Origin of the sequence: Polynucleobacter sp. es-MAR-4 (genome assembly GCF_018882055.1) — a bacterium.
Classification (GTDB): domain Bacteria; phylum Pseudomonadota; class Gammaproteobacteria; order Burkholderiales; family Burkholderiaceae; genus Polynucleobacter.
This window is the reverse complement of record NZ_JACVPF010000001.1, coordinates 1,096,808-1,115,856: the sequence shown is the minus strand read 5'-3', so window position 1 is coordinate 1,115,856 and position 19,049 is coordinate 1,096,808. Positions and strand designations below refer to the sequence as shown.

The following is a 19,049-nucleotide window of genomic DNA, read 5'->3' as shown; positions in this document are numbered from 1 at the left end:
TTTCCTCTGAACGGAGAAACGTATGAAATTAATTACCGCAATCATCAAGCCCTTTAAGCTTGACGAAGTGCGCGAAGCTCTCTCAGAAGTGGGAGTTTCGGGTATTACCGTCACTGAAGTTAAAGGCTTTGGCCGTCAAAAAGGTCACACCGAGTTGTATCGCGGTGCTGAGTATGTTGTCGACTTTTTACCTAAAGTAAAAATTGAAGCTGCTGTTGAAGATGGCATCTTGGAGCGAGCGATTGAAGCAATTGAAAAATCTGCTCGTACTGGAAAAATTGGTGATGGCAAGATTTTTGTCTCCCCAGTTGAACACGTCATTCGCATTCGTACCGGTGAAACCGGCGCGTCAGCACTTTAAAGAGAGGTTCAAAATGTTAACTTGGATGAAACGACTCCTAGCTGGAAGCGCAATGGCCTTGGCTATTGGCGCAACTAGTGTGATGGTAGCTTCACCAGCTTTTGCTGATGAAGCTAAGCCAGTTGCCGCTGCCGCAGCTGCTGCAGTTGCCGCCGCTCCTGCATTGGTTCCTAACAAGGCTGATACAGCTTGGTTGCTAGTGTGTACTGCATTGGTGATCTTGATGACTTTGCCTGGTTTGGCTTTGTTCTACGGTGGTTTAACACGTAGCAAGAACATTCTTTCTGTACTCGTACAGTGTATGTTTATCTTTTCATTGGTAACTGTCTTGTGGTCGCTGTATGGCTACAGCTTTGCATTTAGCGAAGGCGGAGCATTTATTGGTGGATTAGATCGCTTGTTCTTGCAAGGCATTACTCCAGATTCAGTTGCAGCTACCTTTAGTAAGGGTGTTGTGATTCCTGAATTTGTATTTATGGCTTTCCAAGCTGCGTTTGCAACAATTACTTGCTGTTTAATCGTTGGTGCGTTTGCTGAGCGTGCAAAGTTCTCTGCAATCATTTTGTTTGTGATTCTTTGGTTTACTTTCAGCTACCTGCCAATCGCTCACATGGTTTGGTTTTGGCCTGGTCCTGATGACATTAAAGACGCTGCATCACTCGAAGCAATTACAGCGCGTGCTGGCTGGTTGTGGCAGAAGGGTGTTCTCGACTTCGCTGGCGGTACCGTTGTTCACATCAACGCTGCGATTGCAGGTTTGGTAGGTTCTTTTGTAATCGGTAAGCGCTTAGGTTACGGCAAAGAAGCAATGAAGCCACATAACTTAGTGTTCGTCATGATTGGTGCTTCACTCTTGTGGTTCGGTTGGTTCGGCTTTAATGCTGGTTCTGCTCTCGAAGCAAACGGCAGTGCAGTCTTGGCATTCGTAAACACATTGTTGGCAACAGCTGCTGCAGTATTGGGTTGGTCATTTGCTGAGTGGATTACTAAAGGCAAGCCTTCCATGTTGGGAGCTGCATCTGGTTGCGTAGCTGGTTTGGTTGCAATTACTCCAGCTGCTGGCTTTGTTGGTCCAATGGGTGCTCTCGTTATTGGTGCTCTTGCTGGCGTAGTTTGTTTATGGGGTGTTTCTGGTCTCAAGAAGATGTTGGGTTCAGATGACAGCCTGGACGTATTCGGTGTGCATGGCGTTGGCGGCATCTTGGGCGCTTTGTTAACTGGTGTGTTCGCAGACCCAGCTTTAGGTGGAACAGGTATCTGGGATTACGTAGCGAATGCCGCGTCTTCTGAGTACTCAATTCCTAGCCAGTTGTGGATTCAGAGCCAAGGCGTGATTGTTACTCTGATTTGGTCTGGCGTAGTTTCATATATCGCCTTCAAATTGGTAGATATCGTGATTGGTTTACGTGTCAAGGAAGATGCTGAGCGTGAAGGCTTGGATATCACTTCCCACGGTGAGTCTGCTTACGAGTCTTAATTAGTGCTTTTACCCCTCACTGGGCGGCTTTAGTTGGCTGCCCGGTTTTTAAGCGCGGGATCCTCGGATTCCGCGTCTTTCTTTTAAAAATCTTACAATGGTGAAATGGTTCCACATCTCATCACTGCCCTTAGCGGTCCTCTTCTCGATCTCGAGTCGAAGGTATTAGAAGCAACCCCAACAATCGAGCGCTGGTTTAGGCTTGAATGGCAGGAGCACACTCCGCCCTTCTACTGTTCGGTGGACTTGCGTAATGCAGGCTTTAAGCTGGCACCGGTCGATACCAATCTTTTCCCGGGTGGCTTTAATAACCTCTCACCCCAGATGTTGCCTTTAGCTGTTCAGGCGGCCATGGCGGCAATTGAGAAGATTTGTCCTGAAGCAAAAAATTTATTGTTAATACCTGAGCGACACACTCGTAATACTTTCTATCTACAGAATATTGCACGCCTGTCTTCAATCTTGCGTCAAGCCGGCTTGAATGTTCGTCTAGGTACTTTGTCGGATGAAATTAAAAAACCAACTTGGATTGATTTGCCCGATGGTAATCGCCTCTTGATGGAGCCTTTATCTCGCTTAGGCTTGAAGAAGCAGCGTTTAGGTTTAAAGGATTTTGATCCATGCTCTATTTTGCTGAACAATGATTTGTCAGCTGGCATCCCTCCGATCTTGGAAAACCTCCACGAGCAGTATCTCTTGCCAGGCCTGCATGCTGGTTGGCACGTCCGTCGCAAGTCAAATCACTTTGCAGCCTACGATGAAGTCGCTAAGAAATTTGCGAAGGTGGTTGATATTGATCCTTGGATGATTAATCCCTACTTTGCTAGTTGCTCCGACGTGAACTTCCATGAGCGTAAGGGTGAAGAAGAGCTGCAGGCGGCTGTAGAAAAAGTGCTTAAGAAGACTGCTAAGAAATATCGTGAGTACGGAATTAAAGAAAAGCCTTATGTCGTTGTTAAGGCGGATGCCGGTACGTATGGCATGGGCGTCATGGTAGTCAACGATCCTGCGCAGCTCAAAGGTTTAAATCGCAAAGATCGTAACAAGATGAGCGTAGTGAAAGAAGGTCTTGAGGTCAGCGACGTATTGATTCAAGAGGGTGTATACACCTTTGAGAAAGTAAATGAGGCGGTCGCTGAGCCAGTGGTGTACATGATTGACCGCTATGTGATTGGCGGCTTCTATCGCGTACATACCGATCGTGGCCCTGATGAGAATCTCAATGCGCCAGGCATGCATTTTGTGCCCTTAGCATTTGAGCAAAACTCCATGCCAGACCTGGGCGCCAAGCCTGGTAGCGCGCCGCCAAATCGTTTTTATCTATATGGCGTTGTTGCACGTCTAGCATTGTTGGCAGCCTCTTTAGAGTTGGAGCGTTCCGACCCTAATGCTGAAGCCGCTTAACTTTATTTGAATGCTCAGACATAAAATGAATCTCCTTTTCATTGCTGATCCTTTAGAGTCGTTTAAGGTTAGTAAAGACTCCACCTTGGCAATGATGCGAGTTGCGCAAGAGGCAGGACATCAACTGTGGTTTTGCGAAAGTCGCAATATTCTTTGGAGAGATGACTTTATAGTTGCTGATTGTCGGCCTCTCGAGATCAAGCCAAGTAGTACATCATGGTTTGAATTAGGTGTCATTGAAGGGCGCCCATTAAATACTTTTGACGCAGTCATGATGCGCACGGATCCACCATTCGATATTGAGTATCTGAATACCACTTGGTTGTTATCCGCTGCAGTTCGTCAGGGCGCAAAAGTATTTAACAATCCAACAGCTATCCGGGACCATTCCGAAAAAATATCCATTACTGAATTTCCGGAACTCATTCCGCCAACTTTAGTGACGCGTGAACTCAGTGCGATTGAGGTGTTTCATCAAGAGCATCAAGACATTGTGATTAAGCCTCTCGATGGTATGGGTGGTATGGGTGTATTCCGCGTGGGTCCAGATGGCTTAAACCTCGCCAGTATCGTAGAAACGCTTGGCGAGAATGGCGCGCGAACTTTGATGGTGCAGCGATTCTTGCCTGAGATAGCTCAGGGCGATAAACGTGTATTACTGATCGGTGGTGAAGTGGTGCCATTTGCATTGGCTCGTATTCCGCAGGGTAGCGAAATCCGCGGTAATTTAGCGGCTGGAGGCAAAGGCGTAGCTATGCCACTGACAGCTGCCGAGGAGAAGGTTGCAGAGCGCCTTGCCCCAATTTTGAATGCCCGAGGCTTGTTCTTGGTAGGATTAGATTTAATTGGTGCTTATGTCACAGAAATTAATGTGACCAGCCCAACATGTTTTGTAGAAATTACTGAGCAAAGTGAATTTGATGTTCCGAAGTTTTGGTTAACAGCGCTTGAAAAGGCATTGGCATAAACATGGTTGGAATCGTAATAGTTGCTCACACCCCAGTAGCAAACGCGATGCTTGGTTTTGCAGAGCATGCATTTGGTGTGGTGCCAGAGAGGGTGAGGGCTGTCGACATTCCGCCCTATGAAGATACAAAAGCTAGTTTTGATCGGGTTTTAAAGGCGGCCTACGGTGTCAATACTGGTCAAGGTGTTCTCATCTTGACCGATGTGATGGGCGCCACCCCTGCTAATGTGGCATCCAAACTTGAAGCTCTAGGACCATTGTCTGGACTGAATGCCCCTGTGATTGTCTTGGCAGGACTCAATTTACCCATGCTGATGCGTTGCATCTCTCATCGTGGCGAGGGTTTAGAAGAGTTAGCTCAAAAGGCGCTTCAAGGCGGTCAAAATGGCATTCTGCGCTTAGGTTCTAAAACCCCACAAGCCACTACGGAGAAATAGGACTCTCTATGCCTGTTGCTGAAATTGAAATTATTAATAAGTTGGGATTGCATGCGCGCGCTTCTGCAAAGTTATCTCAACTTGCCGCAGAATTTCCTTGCGAGATCTTCTTATCTCGAAATGGCCGTCAAATCAATGCCAAAAGCATTATGGGTGTCATGATGCTGGCTGCCGGTATTGGCAGCACAGTCACTTTAGAGACTGTTGGCGAAAAAGAGGACGAGGCAATGCATGCCCTCACTGCATTAATCAATGATCGATTTGGTGAAGGCGAATAAGGATGACTTTTGCTTTGCACGGTATTGCGGTATCTAAAGGCATTGCTATCGGCAAAGCCGTACTGATTTCACGTGCAGCATTAGAGGTTAGTCATTACTTAATTGAGGCTGGTAAAGAGGAGTCCGAGGCTCAAAAGTTATTAGATGCTTTTGAGCAGGTACGCTTAGAGTTGGCGCAGTTACGTCAAGGCTTACCTAAAGACGCGCCACAAGAAATGGCGGCGTTCTTAGATGTGCATGGCATGATTTTGGCGGATCCAGCCCTAGCCCAGAAGCCACTCAAACTAATTCGTACACAGCGTTTAAATGCTGCTTGGGCATTAACTACCGAGCTCAATGATCTCTTGGAACAATTTGCAGAGATTGAAGATGCATATTTAAAAGAGCGCGCGAATGATATTCGTCAGGTGGCGGAGCGAGTGTTGAAGGCGCTAAATGCACAGCAAAAAGATGCCTTAGGCGATTCTGATTTATTGTCACCAAGTGATGTTGGGGTGGATGCCATTATCGTGGCGCACGATATTGCACCGCATGACATGCTGCGCTTTAAAGAGCATGCCTTTACCGGATTCGTGACCGACTTGGGTGGAAAGACTTCACACACAGCGATTGTTGCGCGCAGCATGGAGATCCCAGCGGTAGTTGGTGTGCGCCATGCTAGCGAGATGATTCGTCATGGTGACTGGCTGGTCATTGATGGCGAGCATGGTGTGGTTGTTGTTGCTCCCGACGAACAGTTACTTTCTGAATACCGCCTATTGCAAGAGAAGGCTATTCAGGAGACTCGCAAGCTGCAGGAGCTAAAGCACTCGCGCACTACCACTGCCGATCATGTTGCTATTGAATTGCTGGCTAATATTGAATTGCCAGAAGATGCCACTCAGGCAGTCGATTTGGGTGCAATTGGTGTTGGCCTGTTCCGCTCAGAATTTTTATTCATGGATCGCAAGCAAGCGCTTCCAGATGAAGAGCAGCAGTATCAAGAATATCGTCGCGTAGTAGATCTGATGCATGGATTGCCAGTCAATATTCGTACGATTGACGTTGGCGCCGATAAAGCGCTGGGTTCAGGTTCAGATTTATCCGAGACGGGTACTTCACCTTTGGGTTTGCGAGCTATTCGCTGGTCATTGACTGAGCCTGAGATCTTCTTAACGCAGTTGCGGGCGATCTTAAGAGCCTCAGCTCATGGTCAGGCGCGGATTATGATTCCCATGCTAGCTCATGTCAAAGAGATTGATGAAACCTTACGCTTGATTGAAAAAGCGAAGCAGCAATTGCATCAACGTGGTCAGGCATTTAATCCCAATATCCAAGTGGGTGCCATGATTGAGATTCCGGCAGCCGCTTTGGTATTGCCTTTGTTTATTAATCGCTTTGATTTCTTATCCATTGGTACCAATGATTTGATTCAGTACACCTTGGCTATTGACCGGGCAGATCATGCAGTTGCACACCTCTATGATCCCTATCATCCAGCGATTCTGAATTTGTTATTCAACATCATTGATCAGGCTAAGCGAGCCAATATTCCTGTGGCAGTATGCGGAGAAATGGCGGGCGATCCCTCAATGACGAAATTGCTGCTCGGTTTGGGATTGACTGACTTTTCAATGCACTTTAGCCAGCTGTTATTGGTAAAGCGCGAGATCTTGAAGGCGGATGTGGGTTTGCTCAAGTCCCGTATTGGCGCAGTGCTCAAAGCTATCGAGCCTGAAGAGCAGGCCGCTGCACTTGAAAAGTTGCTCTCTTAAGTCTTTATTGGGTTTCGGTAATCAGGCTTAGTGAGATTTGCCGCAAACCAAGCACTCGGGATTTCTGGAGATGCGTATCTCATCAATTTGAGTATTGAGCGCATTCCAAAGCAGCATTCTCCCAACTAAAGGCTGACCAAAGCCAATTAATACCTGTAAGGCCTGAGCTGCTTGCATTGCTCCAATAATGCCTACTAAAGGCGAGAAGATGCCCATACTGGCACAACTCACTTCTTCGAGTTGCTCAGCAGGTGAAAAGAGGCAGGCGTAGCAGGGTGAGGCTTGATTGCGAAAATCAAAGACACTTAATTGACCATCAAATTTGAGGGCCGATCCAGAAACAAGTGGAGTCTGATGATTAAAACAGGCTGCATTAATGAGTTGACGGGTAGAAAAGTTATCAGTGCAATCTAACACGAGATCTACTGTTGGCAAGAGTTCGTTCAGTAAGTGGTCTGATGCCTTTTCTACGATTGCGCTAATCTCGAGCGCAGGATTAAGACTTTGTAAAAATTGTTTCCCTGAATCCACTTTATTTTTGCCAATGGAGTGTTGGGTATGCATGATTTGCCGCTGCAAATTGGTAAGCTCAACCTTGTCATGATCGACTAGTGTGATTCTTCCCACGCCAGCTGCGGCTAAATAAGGGGCGGCAGCACTACCTAATCCACCGGCGCCAATAATGAGGATGTGCGAGCCAAATAATTTTTCTTGGCCAGCAACATCAATTTCTTCTAGCAGTAAATGCCGCGAGTAGCGGAGTAGCTGCTCATCATTCATCTGTATGACCAATGCTAGAGCTTATTCTAGCTTTGAGGCCGAGCGCTTTACAGGCTCACCATTGATAAATGCGACCGCTTGAGAAAGCATAAAGTCATCCGCGCCACCGAGTTCAATTGGCTTCTTAGACTTATCCTTTTCCTTCTCTTCAGGAGTCTTCTTGGCATTTTTCTCTTCAATGCGCTGCAACTCTTCTAAGCGACGTTTCTCGCGATCGGCAACGAGCTTTTCTTCTGAAGATTGCTTGTTACGCAAATGCTTCTCACTGTCGATCTCGCGAGTGATGAGTACATCGTCAGGATCACCATCTTTATTTTGATCAACTGCAATATCCGGTTTGATGCCATAAGCCTGAATCGATTTTCCGCTCGGTGTGTAGTAATAAGCCGTAGTAATTTTCAATGCAGAATCATTGGTAAGCGGGCGAACTGTTTGCACCGAGCCTTTGCCGAAAGTCGTTTTACCAATAATGGTTGCGCGCTTGTAATCCTGTAATGCGCCAGCCACAATTTCAGATGCGGAAGCGGAGTAGGCGTTTACTAAAACTACCATCGGCAATTTTTTATACATTGCCGGCACGCTGGCTAAGGGATCGCCAGGCTCGCTGAGGCGATACATTGCAGGTGTTGCATTAAATACCTGCTTAGAGTCCGCTGTCTGACCTTTGGTTGAAACGATCACAGCGTCTGCTGGCAGGAAAGCAGCGGCAACACCGACTGCACCTTGAAGCAAGCCCCCGCCATTGTTCCTGAGGTCAAGAATGATGCCCTTCATTTTAGGATCTTGATTCGCGAGTTCAGTTAATTTCTTGGCAAGATCGGGAACAGTGCGTTCTTGAAAGCTTGTGACTCGGACCCAGGCAATGTTGTTATCCAAAATTTTGGCTTTAACAGATTGCACTTTAATTTCAGCGCGAGTAATTGTTACTGGAAAGCTACGCTCCTCGCTTTTACGAAAGACCGTCAAGGTAATTTTTGTACCTGGTGTGCCACGCATCGTACGCACTGCTTTATCGAGTGACATGCCACGAACAGGTTTGTCATCTAAGCGGGTAATGAGGTCGCCAGCTTGCAGTCCAGCGCGTGCAGCAGGACTATCTTCAATGGGATTGAGTACTTTGACAACGCCATCCTCTGAGGTGATCTCAATGCCGAGGCCAGCAAATTTTCCGCTGGTTTGTTCCTGCATTTCAGAGAAATCTTTTTTATCGAGATAGGTGGAGTGCGGATCAAGACTGCTCACCATCCCTTTGACAGCGTCTGTTAGTAACTGCTTATCTTCAATTGGCTCAACGTATTCACGTTTGATTTGAGCAAAGACATTGGATAGTGTGCGCAGTTCATCTAAAGGTAGCGTGGCACCCTGTTGGGCAGTAGCTGAGAACTGGATGGTGGCTGCAACCCCGGCGATAAGGCCAACAGAAATTAGGGCAAAGTTTTTAAAAAATACGCGCATGCCTCTGTTTTACCTTAATCCAAATAAAAATGTTGAATAGGTTTGAGGTTGTCATCAAGCTCATACACAAGCGGGATGCCATTAGGGACGTTAATTTCCATAATGTCTTCGTCAGAAACCTGGTCGAGATACTTAATCAAAGATCGAATGCTATTGCCATGTGCAACGAGCAATACACGTTTGCCCGCTTTGAGGGCGGGAGCAATAGATTCATTCCAAAGAGGTAGTACACGCTCTACGTTGTCTTTTAGGCACTCGCCTAAGGGGATGTCGGAGGCGCTGAGTTTTTCGTAACGACGATCATTCTGAGGGTTACGCTCATCACCTCGTTCTAAGAGTGGTGGACGCACATCGTAGGATCGACGCCAAATATGAACTTGGGCATCACCATACTGTTCGGCGGTTTCAGCCTTATTTAGACCTGTGAGAGCGCCATAATGACGCTCATTTAGTCTCCAGCTGTGGACTACAGGTAGCCACATGAGGTCCATTGTGTCTTGAACGTGCCAAAGGGTGCGGATAGCCCTTCTCAGGACTGAGGTGTAGGCCACGTCAAACTCATAGCCTGCCTTGCGAAGATTTTCGCCTGCAGCAAGGGCTTGTTCAGTGCCTTTGGGGGTTAAGTCAACGTCCGCCCAGCCAGTGAAGCGGTTTTCAAGGTTCCAGGCGGATTCGCCATGACGAATAAGGACAAGTTGTTTCATAGAGCCATTCTATAATCCGGTGATGAACTTTCTCACGCAAATTGATAATTTAGCGCTTATTGCCCTCCTGTTTGTTTCGGGCGCAGCGCTCTTCCTCCCCACATTATCTACGCTTATTAGCGGAAAAGGCTTATCGCCTTCAGAGGCAACGATTTGGATTAATCGTCGTAAAGCAGCCGTTTTGGACCTGCGTCCTGAGTCTGACTTCAAAGCAGGCCATCTTCCTGGATCAAAGCATGTCCTGGCAGATCGAATTTCTGCTGGAGTGGACAAGCTCAAACTAGACCGTAAAAACCCAGTTATTTTGGTATGTCACTCAGGCATGAGTGCCCGCAAGGTCGTTCCAGAGCTGAAAAAATTGGGATTCGCTGAAGTTGCCGTCCTAGATGGTGGCGTTCAAGGTTGGCAGGCTGCAGCTCTGCCATTGGTCAAATAATTCAGCGAGTTAGGTATGCCACCAGTCACGATGTATAGCACCCAAGTTTGCCCTTACTGCGTTATGGCAGAGAAGCTGTTGCAGAAAAAAGGCGTTGCAAATCTAGAGAAGATTTTGATTGATCGCGACCCTGCACAACGGGAAATCATGATGACTCGTACGGGTCGTCGTACTGTCCCGCAAATTTACATCGGTGAAACCCATGTTGGTGGTTATGACGATCTAGTTGCTCTAGACCGTGCCGGCCAACTTGATCCACTTTTAGCTTAAAAAAATTTACTCAGAAAGTTTTCAATGACTGAACAAGCCACTTCCAATCCAGATACAGCTGATAACTCAAAGGAGCCTGGTTTCCGTATTCAGCGGATCTATCTCAAAGATTTATCTTTAGAGCAGCCACATGCACCGCAAATTTTATTGGTCTCGGCTGAGCCTCAAGTAGAAGTTGAGGTGGATGTTGCTGTTACGCGTTTGAGCGATGAAATATTTGAGGTTGCCTTAATTGCGACAGTAACGGCTAAAGTCGACAACAAAGTACTTTTTTTGGTTGAAGCTAAGCAAGCTGGTATTTTTGAATTTAGTAATATTCCGCCCGAGCAAATTGATCCAATGTTGGGCATCGCTTGCCCAACAATTTTGTATCCTTACTTGCGCTCAAATATTGCCGACACCATCAGTCGTGCCGGTTTCCAGCCAATTCATCTGAATGAAATTAATTTCCACGGCATGTATGAGCATCGCATCATGCAGGCTCAGCAAGCTGCTACCGAGGAAGGCAAGGGAAAGCTTCCTAACTAAATCTACGCGAAAGATCCACAGATCATGAAAGTGACGCTGCTTGGAGCTGGTTCATGGGGTACGGCTATGGCTGCGCAAGCGGCGCGCCACCTTCAGTCGGGCGATGTTTGTCTTTGGTCGCGAAATGCTGAGCAGCTGGAGGGCATTCAGCAGTCAGGCGAGAACGCAGATTATTTACCCGGCATTGTTTTGCCATCGGGCTTGCAATTAGAAAGTAGTTTTGAGCGCGCCATTGAGCGTCTCTCCGAAAATGATCTTTTGGTTATTGCTACTCCGATGTCAGGTCTATCGGAAACAATAGCGCAGGTATTGCGCCTTGCTAAGCACCCACTCAATATTGTTTGGTTATGTAAAGGCCTAGAGCCCAGTACAACCTTATTACCCCATCAGGTGGTGGATCGCGAAAACCAGTTGCATAGTCATGGCCTGCATCATTCTTATGGCGCTCTATCGGGGCCCAGTTTTGCTCAAGAGGTTGGCAATGGAATGCCTTGTGCATTGACCATCGCCAGTAAATCGAATAGCTTATGTGACATCGTTCAGGGCGCTTTTCATCACGGCAATATGCGCGTCTATGCCAGCGATGATTTAGTTGGCGTGGAATTGGGTGGTGCGATTAAAAACGTACTAGCAATTGCAGCCGGCATTGGCGATGGCTTAGATCTGGGCTTAAATGCACGTGCCGCAGTATTAACTCGCGGCCTTGCGGAAATGATGCGTCTGGTAAAGGCTGCTGGCGGCAGACCAGAAACTTGTATGGGATTAACCGGAGTAGGTGATTTGATCTTGACTGCCACCGGCGATCTCTCTCGTAATCGTCGTGTTGGATTGGCGCTTGCTGCAGGAAAACCGTTGCCAGAAATTTTGGGTAGCTTGGGGCATGTTGCTGAGGGCGTGTTGTGCGCCTCTGCCGTTGGCAATCTTGCTACACGTCTAGGTGTTGAGATGCCAATAACTGCGATGATGGGGGAGGTCTTATCCGGAAAACTCTCACCACAAGAGGCGGTTAAAAAGCTGATGGGACGTGATCCCAAGGTCGAAGTCTAAGCTTCTTAACTTCCTCCAAGTAATTCGTTTTGGCGCCAAGCCTCATAAACCACAATCGCTACCGTATTTGAGAGATTCAAACTGCGACTGCTATCTTGCATCGCTAAGCGCATTTGATTGGGTTTGGGAATTGAGTTTCTCACTTCCTCAGTAATGCCTTTAGTTTCAGATCCAAAAATGAAATAGTCATTTGGTAAATAGCTGCCATCATGAAACTTTCCCGATCCTTTTGTAGTCAGAGCAAACATTCGCTCAGGCTTGGGTTGTTCATTTGCGAGAAATTGCGACCAGTTTTGATGAACTTTTACTTTAGCAAACTCGTGGTAATCCAGACCCGCCCTTCGAAGTTTGGCATCCTCCATCGGAAAGCCAAGTGGCTCGATGAGGTGCAACATTGCTCCCGTGTTAGCACATAGGCGAATGATGTTGCCTGTATTGGGTGGAATTTCTGGTTCGAATAAAACAATATTAAACATGCTCTGATCTTTGTGATGGACGAAGTGTTCTCAGTAGAACCCAATTAATAACTCGAGATACACCATTGTCCTTCAATACCCGAGCAATTTCATTTAAGGTTGCTCCGCTAGTCATGACATCATCAAACACAATGACTGAGGTGGATTTCAGTCTCTCCTGGTGCAGGGGGTTGATATAAAACATATCTTGAATGGCGATCTGACGATTGATGCGGCTCCCTTTTGCCTGATTCTGAGTATGGTGATGACGCTTCAAGATGTATGGGTTTTTATGAATACGTTCATCACAATCAATCCGTCTGGCTATTTCCCAGCTTTGATTAAAGCCTCTTGCGTATAGTTTTTCTTGGCTCAGTGGCACTGGCAGCAGATAGTCTGCTTGATTTGCCATTAAGCCCCTGGCAAGCAGTTCATTCCATGCAGATGCTAAGCCATGCGCACATGTAAGTCGACGTTGGTATTTCAATTGATGTAATGCGGGCTGCAGCTTGCCGTCGTATCGATGAAGGCAGTGTGTTTCGTCAAAGTAAGGTTGGTTAATGTCACACTCACGGCAATTCTTTTCTTGCAGCTCGCTTGCTTGAAGGGTAAGGCCGCATTGCTTACAGCATTCGTAATGTAATAGCTGTTCTGATTCTAGTAACTTAGAGCAATCGACGCAGAGAGTGCGCACTTGATGTACCCCGCAAACAATACAGGCGCTAGGCAATAGTCGAGAGGAAATTTGTTCGAAAATATTCTCTATTATTCGCATGGGTCGCTGAGTATACTGAGCCAATGACCCAATCAATCAGATGGCTTCAGGATGAAATTGCAGACCGTATGTTGCAGAAATTAGACGTCGTGAAGTTAGAGGCAAAAGATGTCTTGTTGATTCCAGATTTTCCTGGAGCGCACGCCTCTTTTCTGACAAAACGTTTTCCGGGAATTCGCTTTCACAGCGCACCAGAATCCGAACTAACGGGCTTTGATTTATTCAAATTAAGATTGACTCGTTTTTGGGGATCCAGAATGAAGTCTGCATCCTACATTTCTCTCGATGATTACAGGAAAGTAGGTCGAATTAATCTCCCTAATAATTCTGTCGATATGGTCGTGAGCACTCTATTTATTCAAGACTTGACTGACCCTAAGCATTTTTTGCAGGAGTGCTGGCGAGTGCTCAAAGAGGGCGGTTTACTTACCTTCAGTTATTTGGGCCCTGATACCGGTAAAGAGCTTCGCTCCGAATCCTCATCCCGTGAGCTGCCACTGCAGAAACTGGCAAGTCCTTGGGATATGCACGATATGGGGGATGCGCTCCTGGGTGAGCGTTTTTCAGATCCGGTAATGGATATGGAGTTTTTGAGTCTGGATTACGACTCTGATGCGCTCTTAATATCTGATGCTAGAGCCCTCAATTTGCTTGTTTCTGATGATCAGAATGACGTCCAGTTCACTCAATTGCCAAGAAAATTGACCTTAGAGGTGGTTTACGGGCATGCCTGGGCTTTAGGTAAGCACCTTGCCAAGGCTCAGGATCACGTTGCCTATATTGATCTAAATCAAATCGGACGCAAGACTAGGAGTGATTCTGCTTAAGTGTAAGCGCTTACTATCTTTTAAACCATTACCAAGATTGAGACTGACCTGGTTAACCCGGTTTGTTGTTGAACTTAATTGACCCTATAATCAGCGCTAGATGTATTGGCTTGACACCGCTTTTTTGGGCTTTCTGGAGCTTTATCGCTGCAGAAGTTCACGACAATAAACAGAGAATAAGATGAATTTATTTGGAAAAGTCACTAGGGCTTCGCTCTATCTAGTAGCAGCCTTCGGCACAGCATTTGCTCATGCAGCAGAAAACATGCCAGGCGGCCCAGCTGTGAATCAGTTGAACTTCACTGCTCCTGCGACAAAAATCATGCAAGAAATCCATTGGTTGCATTGGATGATGTTGATTATTTGTGCACTCATTTTCGTGGGTGTTTTTGGGGTGATGTTCTATTCCATCCTCAAGCATCGCAAATCCTTGGGTGCTAAATCTGCCTCTTTTCATGAGAGCACGACTGTTGAAATTATTTGGACAGTGATTCCACTGTTGATCGTGATTGGTATGGCGTTGCCTGCAACAAAAACTGTTGTGGCAATGAAGGACACCACGAATTCAGATATCACCATCAAGACCACTGGTTATCAGTGGAAATGGGGTTACGACTACATTAAGGGTGAGGGTGAAGGTATTAGCTTCTTGTCCACGATGTCTACTTCACGTGAAGCCATCAATAACCTGGCACCTAAATCCAATACGTATTTGATGGAAGTAGATAACGAGATGGTTGTGCCAGTTGGTAAAAAGATTCGTATGATTACCACTGCGAACGACGTCATCCACTCATGGACGATTCCAGCATTTGGCGTTAAACAAGATGCGATTCCTGGCTTCGTTCGTGACACTTGGTTCCGTGCCGAGACTATTGGTAAGTTCCGTGGCCAATGTTCAGAGTTGTGTGGTGCTGAGCATGCCTTTATGCCTATCGTGGTGAATGTGGTTTCACAAGACGACTACACCAAGTGGGTAGCAGAGAAGAAGAAAGAAATGGGCGCGGCTTCCGATGATCCTACTAAGGTTTACACCTTGGATGAGCAAAAAGAGCGTGGTGCCAAAGTCTATGCAGCTAACTGTGCAGCTTGTCATCAGCCTAACGGTAAAGGTGCAGGTACATTCCCGGCGCTTGAAGGCAGCAAAGTGGTGTTGGGACCAAAAGCAGCTCAATACAACATCCTTATCAATGGTAAGGGTGCAATGCCGAAGTGGGCTGGTATGATTTCTGATGGCGATATTGCTGCAGTGATGACCTATACCCGCAATGCTTGGGGCAATAAAACGGGTGAGGTTATTCAGACCCAAGATATTGTTTCTGCACGCGCTGGCAAGTAATTTATTTATTAATACAGATCAAACTAAACCGGAGTAATCCATGAGCACAGTCTCTACCACCCACGATCACGCACACGATCACGCACATGATGATCACACGCCACATGGTTGGCGTCGTTGGTTGTTTGCAACCAACCATAAAGACATTGGCACGATGTATCTGATCTTCTCATTCGTCAGCTTATTAGCTGGTGGTGTGATGGCTTTGGGTATTCGTTTGGAATTGTTCCAACCGGGTTTGCAATTCTTGCGTCCTGAGTTCTTCAATCAGTTGACCACTATGCACGGCTTGGTGATGGTATTCGGTGCGATCATGCCGGCATTCGTTGGATTTGCGAACTGGATGATTCCGGTGCAAATTGGCGCATCCGATATGGCCTTTGCTCGAATGAATAACTTTAGCTTCTGGATTCTTCCGGTAGCAGCTTGCTTGTTGTTTGGTTCATTTTTAGCGCCTGGCGGCGCACCTGCTGGTGGTTGGACTTTATACGCTCCATTGACATCGCAAATGGGCCCAGGTTTGGACATGGGTATTTTTGCACTCCATTTATTGGGTGCTTCTTCCATCATGGGTTCGATTAACATCATCGTGACCATCTTGAACATGCGCGCTCCTGGCTTGACCTTGATGAAGATGCCAATGTTCTGCTGGACTTGGTTGATCACAGCTTATTTATTGATTGCTGTAATGCCTGTATTGGCTGGTGCAATCACGATGGTTCTTACAGATCGTCATTTCGGTACTTCTTTCTTCTCCGCCGTTGGCGGTGGTGACCCAATTATGTTCCAGCACATTTTCTGGTTCTTTGGTCACCCAGAGGTGTACATCATGATTCTTCCGGCATTCGGAATTGTGAGTGAGATCATCCCTGCTTTCTCCAGAAAAACTTTGTTTGGTTACAGCTCAATGGTTTATGCAACTGCATCTATTGCGATCTTGTCATTCATTGTTTGGGCTCATCACATGTTTGCAACAGGTATGCCTGTAACTGGTCAACTATTCTTCATGTACGCCACAATGTTGATTGCTGTTCCAACCGGCGTGAAGATTTTTAACTGGGTTGCAACTATGTGGAAGGGTTCGATGACATTCGAAACCCCAATGTTGTGGGCGGTTGGCTTCATCTTCGTATTCACAATGGGTGGCTTTACAGGTTTGATCTTGGCGATGGCTCCAATTGATATTGGTGTGCAAGATACCTATTACGTTGTTGCTCACTTCCACTATGTGTTGGTAGCAGGTTCATTGTTCGCAATGTTTGCTGGCTTCTATTACTGGTGTCCAAAGTGGACTGGCTATATGGCTAATGAAACTCGCGGCAAGATCCACTTCTGGACTTCCATGATTTTCTTCAACATTACTTTCTTCCCAATGCATTTCTTGGGTTTAGCGGGTATGCCACGTCGCTATGCTGACTATCCAACTCAGTTTGCTGATTTCAATATGGTCGCCTCCATTGGCGCACTTGGTTTTGGTTTGTCCCAAGTATATTTCCTGCTCTTCGTTGTGTTGCCAGCTTATAACGGCAAAGGCGAAAAAGCATCTATGAAGCCATGGGATGGAGCCAAAGGTTTGGAGTGGACAATTCCATCGCCTGCGCCACACCATACATTTGAGACGCCTCCTGATGCTAAAGAGCTGCATGCCGCAGGAATCTAAGTTAACGGCAGTTCAAAAATCCCAATCTGCTAGCAATCGCAGATTGGGTTTTATCCTTTTGAGCGTTGCCGCTGTGTTCTTTATTGGCATTCTCCTGAAGCGGAGCATGTTGGGTTAAGCCCATCGATCTTTTATGACTGCTACGGCTTCTATTAACCGCCAAATCCTGCTGAAGCTATTGATCGCCTCGGTGATGATGTTTGGTTTTGGTTATGCATTAGTGCCGATGTATAAGGCCTTATGCGAAGTAACTGGTATTAATGTGGTCACTAGCAAGAACGACTATGGCATCCGCGCCTACAGTGCAAACAAGGTCGGCAATACTCAGGTGGACTATTCCCGCAAGGTGACCATCGAGTTTGATTCCAATAGTCGTGGACCTTTTACTTTTCGCCCAGTAAAAAACTTCCTAGAAGTGCACCCAGGTGAAATGACGGAGATTGTTTACGAAGTAACCAATAATTTGAATCGTACTGTCGAGGCCCAGGCTATACCAAGTTATGCGCCGAAGAGTGCCATGGAGTTCTTTACTAAATTAGAATGTTTTTGTTTTCAGCAGCAAACCTTGGCGGCCCATGAAATGAAGAAGATGCCGGTAATGTTTGTGATTGATGCGGGACTACCCGCTGATGTAAAAACTATTACCTTGTCATACACCTTCTTTGAGTTAGGTGTTGGCCAGCAACCTGCAGGCTCAACAACTCCTAAATCGAAAACGACGTCATGAGTAAGAAAAGTACTTTTATGCAATCCATGATCGCTGTATTGTGGGCTTTTTTGGGTGTGCGTAAGAAATCAGGATTGCAGGAAGATGTAGCTTCATTAAGTTTTGTCCATATTGTTATTGCGGGAGTTTTAGGTGCCTTGATTTTTATGGGCGTACTCCTTTTGATAGTTAAAGCAGTTGTGTCCCATTGATTATTTTTTGATTGAATAGAGAGAATAAGATGTCATCCAATTCAACCCCTTACTATTTTGTTCCTGGACTATCCAGTCATCCAGCATCTGCAGCTTTAGGCTTGCTGGCTTTTGGCGCTGGTATGTCTGGCTGGGTAAACCATGCAGCCTGGGGTGGCCCAGTGACTGCGGTTGGCGTACTCTGGGTTTTATTTGTTCTCTACAACTGGTTTGGCGACACGATTGCCGAGTCTAACTCCGGTAAAAACGGCATTAACGTAGATATCTCTTATCGCTGGTCGATGGCTTGGTTCATCTTCTCTGAGATCATGTTCTTCGGCGCATTCTTCGCAGCACTGTTCTATGCGCGAAATATCGCGATGCCTTGGATGGGCGATGTGGAGAGTAAGTTACTTTGGCCTGACTTCACAGCAGTTTGGCCTAATGATGGTCCTGCAGGCTTGGTAGAGAAATTTACGACCATGGGCCCATGGCCAATTCCTACCATCAACACATTGTTGCTTTTGTCTTCTGGTGTAACCGTTACTTATGCGCATCATGCGATTCGTGAGGGCCATATGAAGCAAGCCATCAATGGTTTGGCTGCTACTGTTGCTTTGGGAGTTGTGTTCTTGGGCTTCCAGATTTATGAGTATTACCATGCTTACCACGCCTTGAATTTGAAGTTAACTTCAGGCATTTATGGTTCAACATTCTTCATGCTGACTGGCTTCCACGGTTTCCACGTATTCCTGGGCGGCTTGATGTTGGCAATTGTGTTGCGCCGTATGATTCGCGGTGACTTCACTGCTGAAAATCATTTTGCATTTGAAGGTGCTGCTTGGTACTGGCACTTCGTTGACGTAGTCTGGCTTGGCCTCTACATCGCCGTTTATTGGATGTAAGAGTACAAAAAAATCGGGGCGTTAAGCCCCGATTTGTTTTGGATGCTTACTTTTATATTGTTTAGTTTGTACCTACCCGAACACCGGTAGCTTCAATGTAGCCAAAGTAGTGGGCAATTAAAATTCCCAAGAAGAGTACGATTGATAGTCCAATACGCAACATGAGTGACTGAACCATTCTTGAGCTGCCACCCCTATCTTTCATCATGAAGTAGAGAGCAGAGCCTAAGCTTCCTACAATCATTAGCAGTGCAACTGGAATAATCCATTTCATCTCAAAATACCCCTGTAAA

The 19,049-nt window shown here is 46.4% G+C and carries 24 protein-coding genes; 18 read left to right on the top strand and 6 right to left on the bottom strand.

Annotated features, from left to right (window positions below; translation table 11 throughout):
• Positions 1–22 precede the first annotated feature (22 nt).
• The 7 genes from ICN16_RS05625 (at position 23) to ptsP (ending at position 6,678) form a co-directional block, all read left to right on the top strand.
• Positions 23–361, top strand: a complete 339-nt coding sequence (locus ICN16_RS05625; protein WP_011903792.1) for a P-II family nitrogen regulator — start codon at positions 23–25, stop codon at positions 359–361.
• Positions 362–374: 13 nt separating this feature from the next.
• Entirely contained in the window at positions 375–1,838 is a 1,464-nt protein-coding gene (locus ICN16_RS05620) for an ammonium transporter (protein WP_216135358.1), read from the top strand.
• A gap of 105 nt (positions 1,839–1,943) precedes the next feature.
• The gene (gene gshA, locus ICN16_RS05615) at positions 1,944–3,242 is read left to right on the top strand and encodes a glutamate--cysteine ligase (RefSeq protein ID WP_216135356.1); all 1,299 of its coding nucleotides are present in this window, start codon (positions 1,944–1,946) and stop codon (positions 3,240–3,242) included.
• A 25-nt stretch (positions 3,243–3,267) separates the two neighbouring features.
• Positions 3,268–4,209: a glutathione synthase gene (gene gshB / locus ICN16_RS05610; RefSeq protein WP_216135353.1), complete on the top strand. Its 942-nt coding sequence runs from the start codon at positions 3,268–3,270 to the stop codon at positions 4,207–4,209.
• A gap of 2 nt (positions 4,210–4,211) precedes the next feature.
• Positions 4,212–4,646, top strand: coding sequence for a PTS sugar transporter subunit IIA (locus ICN16_RS05605; RefSeq protein WP_216135350.1), 435 nt, complete (start codon positions 4,212–4,214; stop codon positions 4,644–4,646).
• 8 nt (positions 4,647–4,654) lie between these two features.
• Positions 4,655–4,924 carry an HPr family phosphocarrier protein gene (locus tag ICN16_RS05600; RefSeq protein WP_216135347.1) on the top strand — a complete coding sequence of 90 codons (270 nt, stop codon included), beginning with the start codon at positions 4,655–4,657 and terminating at the stop codon, positions 4,922–4,924.
• Between the two features lie 2 nt (positions 4,925–4,926).
• Positions 4,927–6,678 (top strand): phosphoenolpyruvate--protein phosphotransferase, encoded by a 1,752-nt coding sequence (gene ptsP, locus ICN16_RS05595; RefSeq protein ID WP_216135344.1) that lies wholly within the window; start codon positions 4,927–4,929, stop codon positions 6,676–6,678.
• Positions 6,679–6,705: 27 nt separating this feature from the next.
• Here ptsP and ICN16_RS05590 read toward each other — a convergent pair whose 3' ends face one another.
• From ICN16_RS05590 to gpmA, 3 genes are read right to left on the bottom strand one after another with little or no spacing between them, the layout of a single operon-like run.
• Positions 6,706–7,458 carry a molybdopterin-synthase adenylyltransferase MoeB gene (locus tag ICN16_RS05590; RefSeq protein ID WP_216135342.1) on the bottom strand — a complete coding sequence of 251 codons (753 nt, stop codon included), beginning with the start codon at positions 7,456–7,458 and terminating at the stop codon, positions 6,706–6,708.
• A gap of 21 nt (positions 7,459–7,479) precedes the next feature.
• Positions 7,480–8,913: a S41 family peptidase gene (locus ICN16_RS05585; RefSeq protein ID WP_216135340.1), complete on the bottom strand. Its 1,434-nt coding sequence runs from the start codon at positions 8,911–8,913 to the stop codon at positions 7,480–7,482.
• Between the two features lie 14 nt (positions 8,914–8,927).
• Positions 8,928–9,617, bottom strand: a complete 690-nt coding sequence (gene gpmA, locus ICN16_RS05580) for a 2,3-diphosphoglycerate-dependent phosphoglycerate mutase (protein ID WP_216135338.1) — start codon at positions 9,615–9,617, stop codon at positions 8,928–8,930.
• A gap of 22 nt (positions 9,618–9,639) precedes the next feature.
• Between gpmA and ICN16_RS05575 the strand changes: the two genes are divergently transcribed.
• From ICN16_RS05575 to ICN16_RS05560, 4 genes are read left to right on the top strand one after another with little or no spacing between them, the layout of a single operon-like run.
• Complete coding sequence (locus tag ICN16_RS05575) at positions 9,640–10,053, top strand: rhodanese-like domain-containing protein (RefSeq protein WP_216135335.1); 414 nt, start codon at positions 9,640–9,642, stop codon at positions 10,051–10,053.
• A gap of 15 nt (positions 10,054–10,068) precedes the next feature.
• Positions 10,069–10,323: a glutaredoxin 3 gene (gene grxC / locus ICN16_RS05570; RefSeq protein WP_215376059.1), complete on the top strand. Its 255-nt coding sequence runs from the start codon at positions 10,069–10,071 to the stop codon at positions 10,321–10,323.
• Between the two features lie 24 nt (positions 10,324–10,347).
• The gene (secB, locus tag ICN16_RS05565; RefSeq protein WP_216135331.1) at positions 10,348–10,851 is read left to right on the top strand and encodes a protein-export chaperone SecB; all 504 of its coding nucleotides are present in this window, start codon (positions 10,348–10,350) and stop codon (positions 10,849–10,851) included.
• A 24-nt stretch (positions 10,852–10,875) separates the two neighbouring features.
• Positions 10,876–11,898: an NAD(P)H-dependent glycerol-3-phosphate dehydrogenase gene (locus tag ICN16_RS05560; RefSeq protein WP_216135328.1), complete on the top strand. Its 1,023-nt coding sequence runs from the start codon at positions 10,876–10,878 to the stop codon at positions 11,896–11,898.
• A 5-nt stretch (positions 11,899–11,903) separates the two neighbouring features.
• Here ICN16_RS05560 and trmL read toward each other — a convergent pair whose 3' ends face one another.
• Positions 11,904–12,374: a tRNA (uridine(34)/cytosine(34)/5-carboxymethylaminomethyluridine(34)-2'-O)-methyltransferase TrmL gene (gene trmL, locus ICN16_RS05555; RefSeq protein WP_216135325.1), complete on the bottom strand. Its 471-nt coding sequence runs from the start codon at positions 12,372–12,374 to the stop codon at positions 11,904–11,906.
• Entirely contained in the window at positions 12,367–13,128 is a 762-nt protein-coding gene (locus ICN16_RS05550) for a ComF family protein (RefSeq protein ID WP_216135323.1), read from the bottom strand. The genes trmL and ICN16_RS05550 overlap by 8 nt, the downstream gene beginning before the upstream one ends.
• A gap of 23 nt (positions 13,129–13,151) precedes the next feature.
• Between ICN16_RS05550 and ICN16_RS05545 the strand changes: the two genes are divergently transcribed.
• The 7 genes from ICN16_RS05545 (at position 13,152) to ICN16_RS05515 (ending at position 18,756) form a co-directional block, all read left to right on the top strand.
• Positions 13,152–13,955: a class I SAM-dependent methyltransferase gene (locus ICN16_RS05545; protein WP_216135320.1), complete on the top strand. Its 804-nt coding sequence runs from the start codon at positions 13,152–13,154 to the stop codon at positions 13,953–13,955.
• Between the two features lie 181 nt (positions 13,956–14,136).
• Complete coding sequence (gene coxB, locus ICN16_RS05540; protein ID WP_216135317.1) at positions 14,137–15,294, top strand: cytochrome c oxidase subunit II; 1,158 nt, start codon at positions 14,137–14,139, stop codon at positions 15,292–15,294.
• Positions 15,295–15,334: 40 nt separating this feature from the next.
• A complete protein-coding gene (ctaD, locus tag ICN16_RS05535) occupies positions 15,335–16,954 on the top strand; it encodes a cytochrome c oxidase subunit I (protein ID WP_216135314.1) in 1,620 nt (539 codons plus the stop codon).
• Complete coding sequence (locus ICN16_RS05530) at positions 16,938–17,072, top strand: cytochrome oxidase small assembly protein (protein WP_216135311.1); 135 nt, start codon at positions 16,938–16,940, stop codon at positions 17,070–17,072. The genes ctaD and ICN16_RS05530 overlap by 17 nt, the downstream gene beginning before the upstream one ends.
• Positions 17,073–17,087: 15 nt before the next feature.
• Positions 17,088–17,681, top strand: a complete 594-nt coding sequence (locus ICN16_RS05525) for a cytochrome c oxidase assembly protein (protein WP_216135308.1) — start codon at positions 17,088–17,090, stop codon at positions 17,679–17,681.
• Entirely contained in the window at positions 17,678–17,872 is a 195-nt protein-coding gene (locus tag ICN16_RS05520) for a DUF2970 domain-containing protein (protein WP_197712874.1), read from the top strand. Before ICN16_RS05525 ends, ICN16_RS05520 begins: the two co-directional genes overlap by 4 nt.
• Positions 17,873–17,901: 29 nt before the next feature.
• Complete coding sequence (locus ICN16_RS05515) at positions 17,902–18,756, top strand: cytochrome c oxidase subunit 3 (protein ID WP_216135305.1); 855 nt, start codon at positions 17,902–17,904, stop codon at positions 18,754–18,756.
• A 61-nt stretch (positions 18,757–18,817) separates the two neighbouring features.
• Here the strand turns inward: ICN16_RS05515 and ICN16_RS05510 are convergent, their stop codons facing one another.
• Positions 18,818–19,030, bottom strand: a complete 213-nt coding sequence (locus tag ICN16_RS05510; RefSeq protein WP_216135302.1) for a twin transmembrane helix small protein — start codon at positions 19,028–19,030, stop codon at positions 18,818–18,820.
• Between the last annotated feature and the right edge of the window lie 19 nt (positions 19,031–19,049).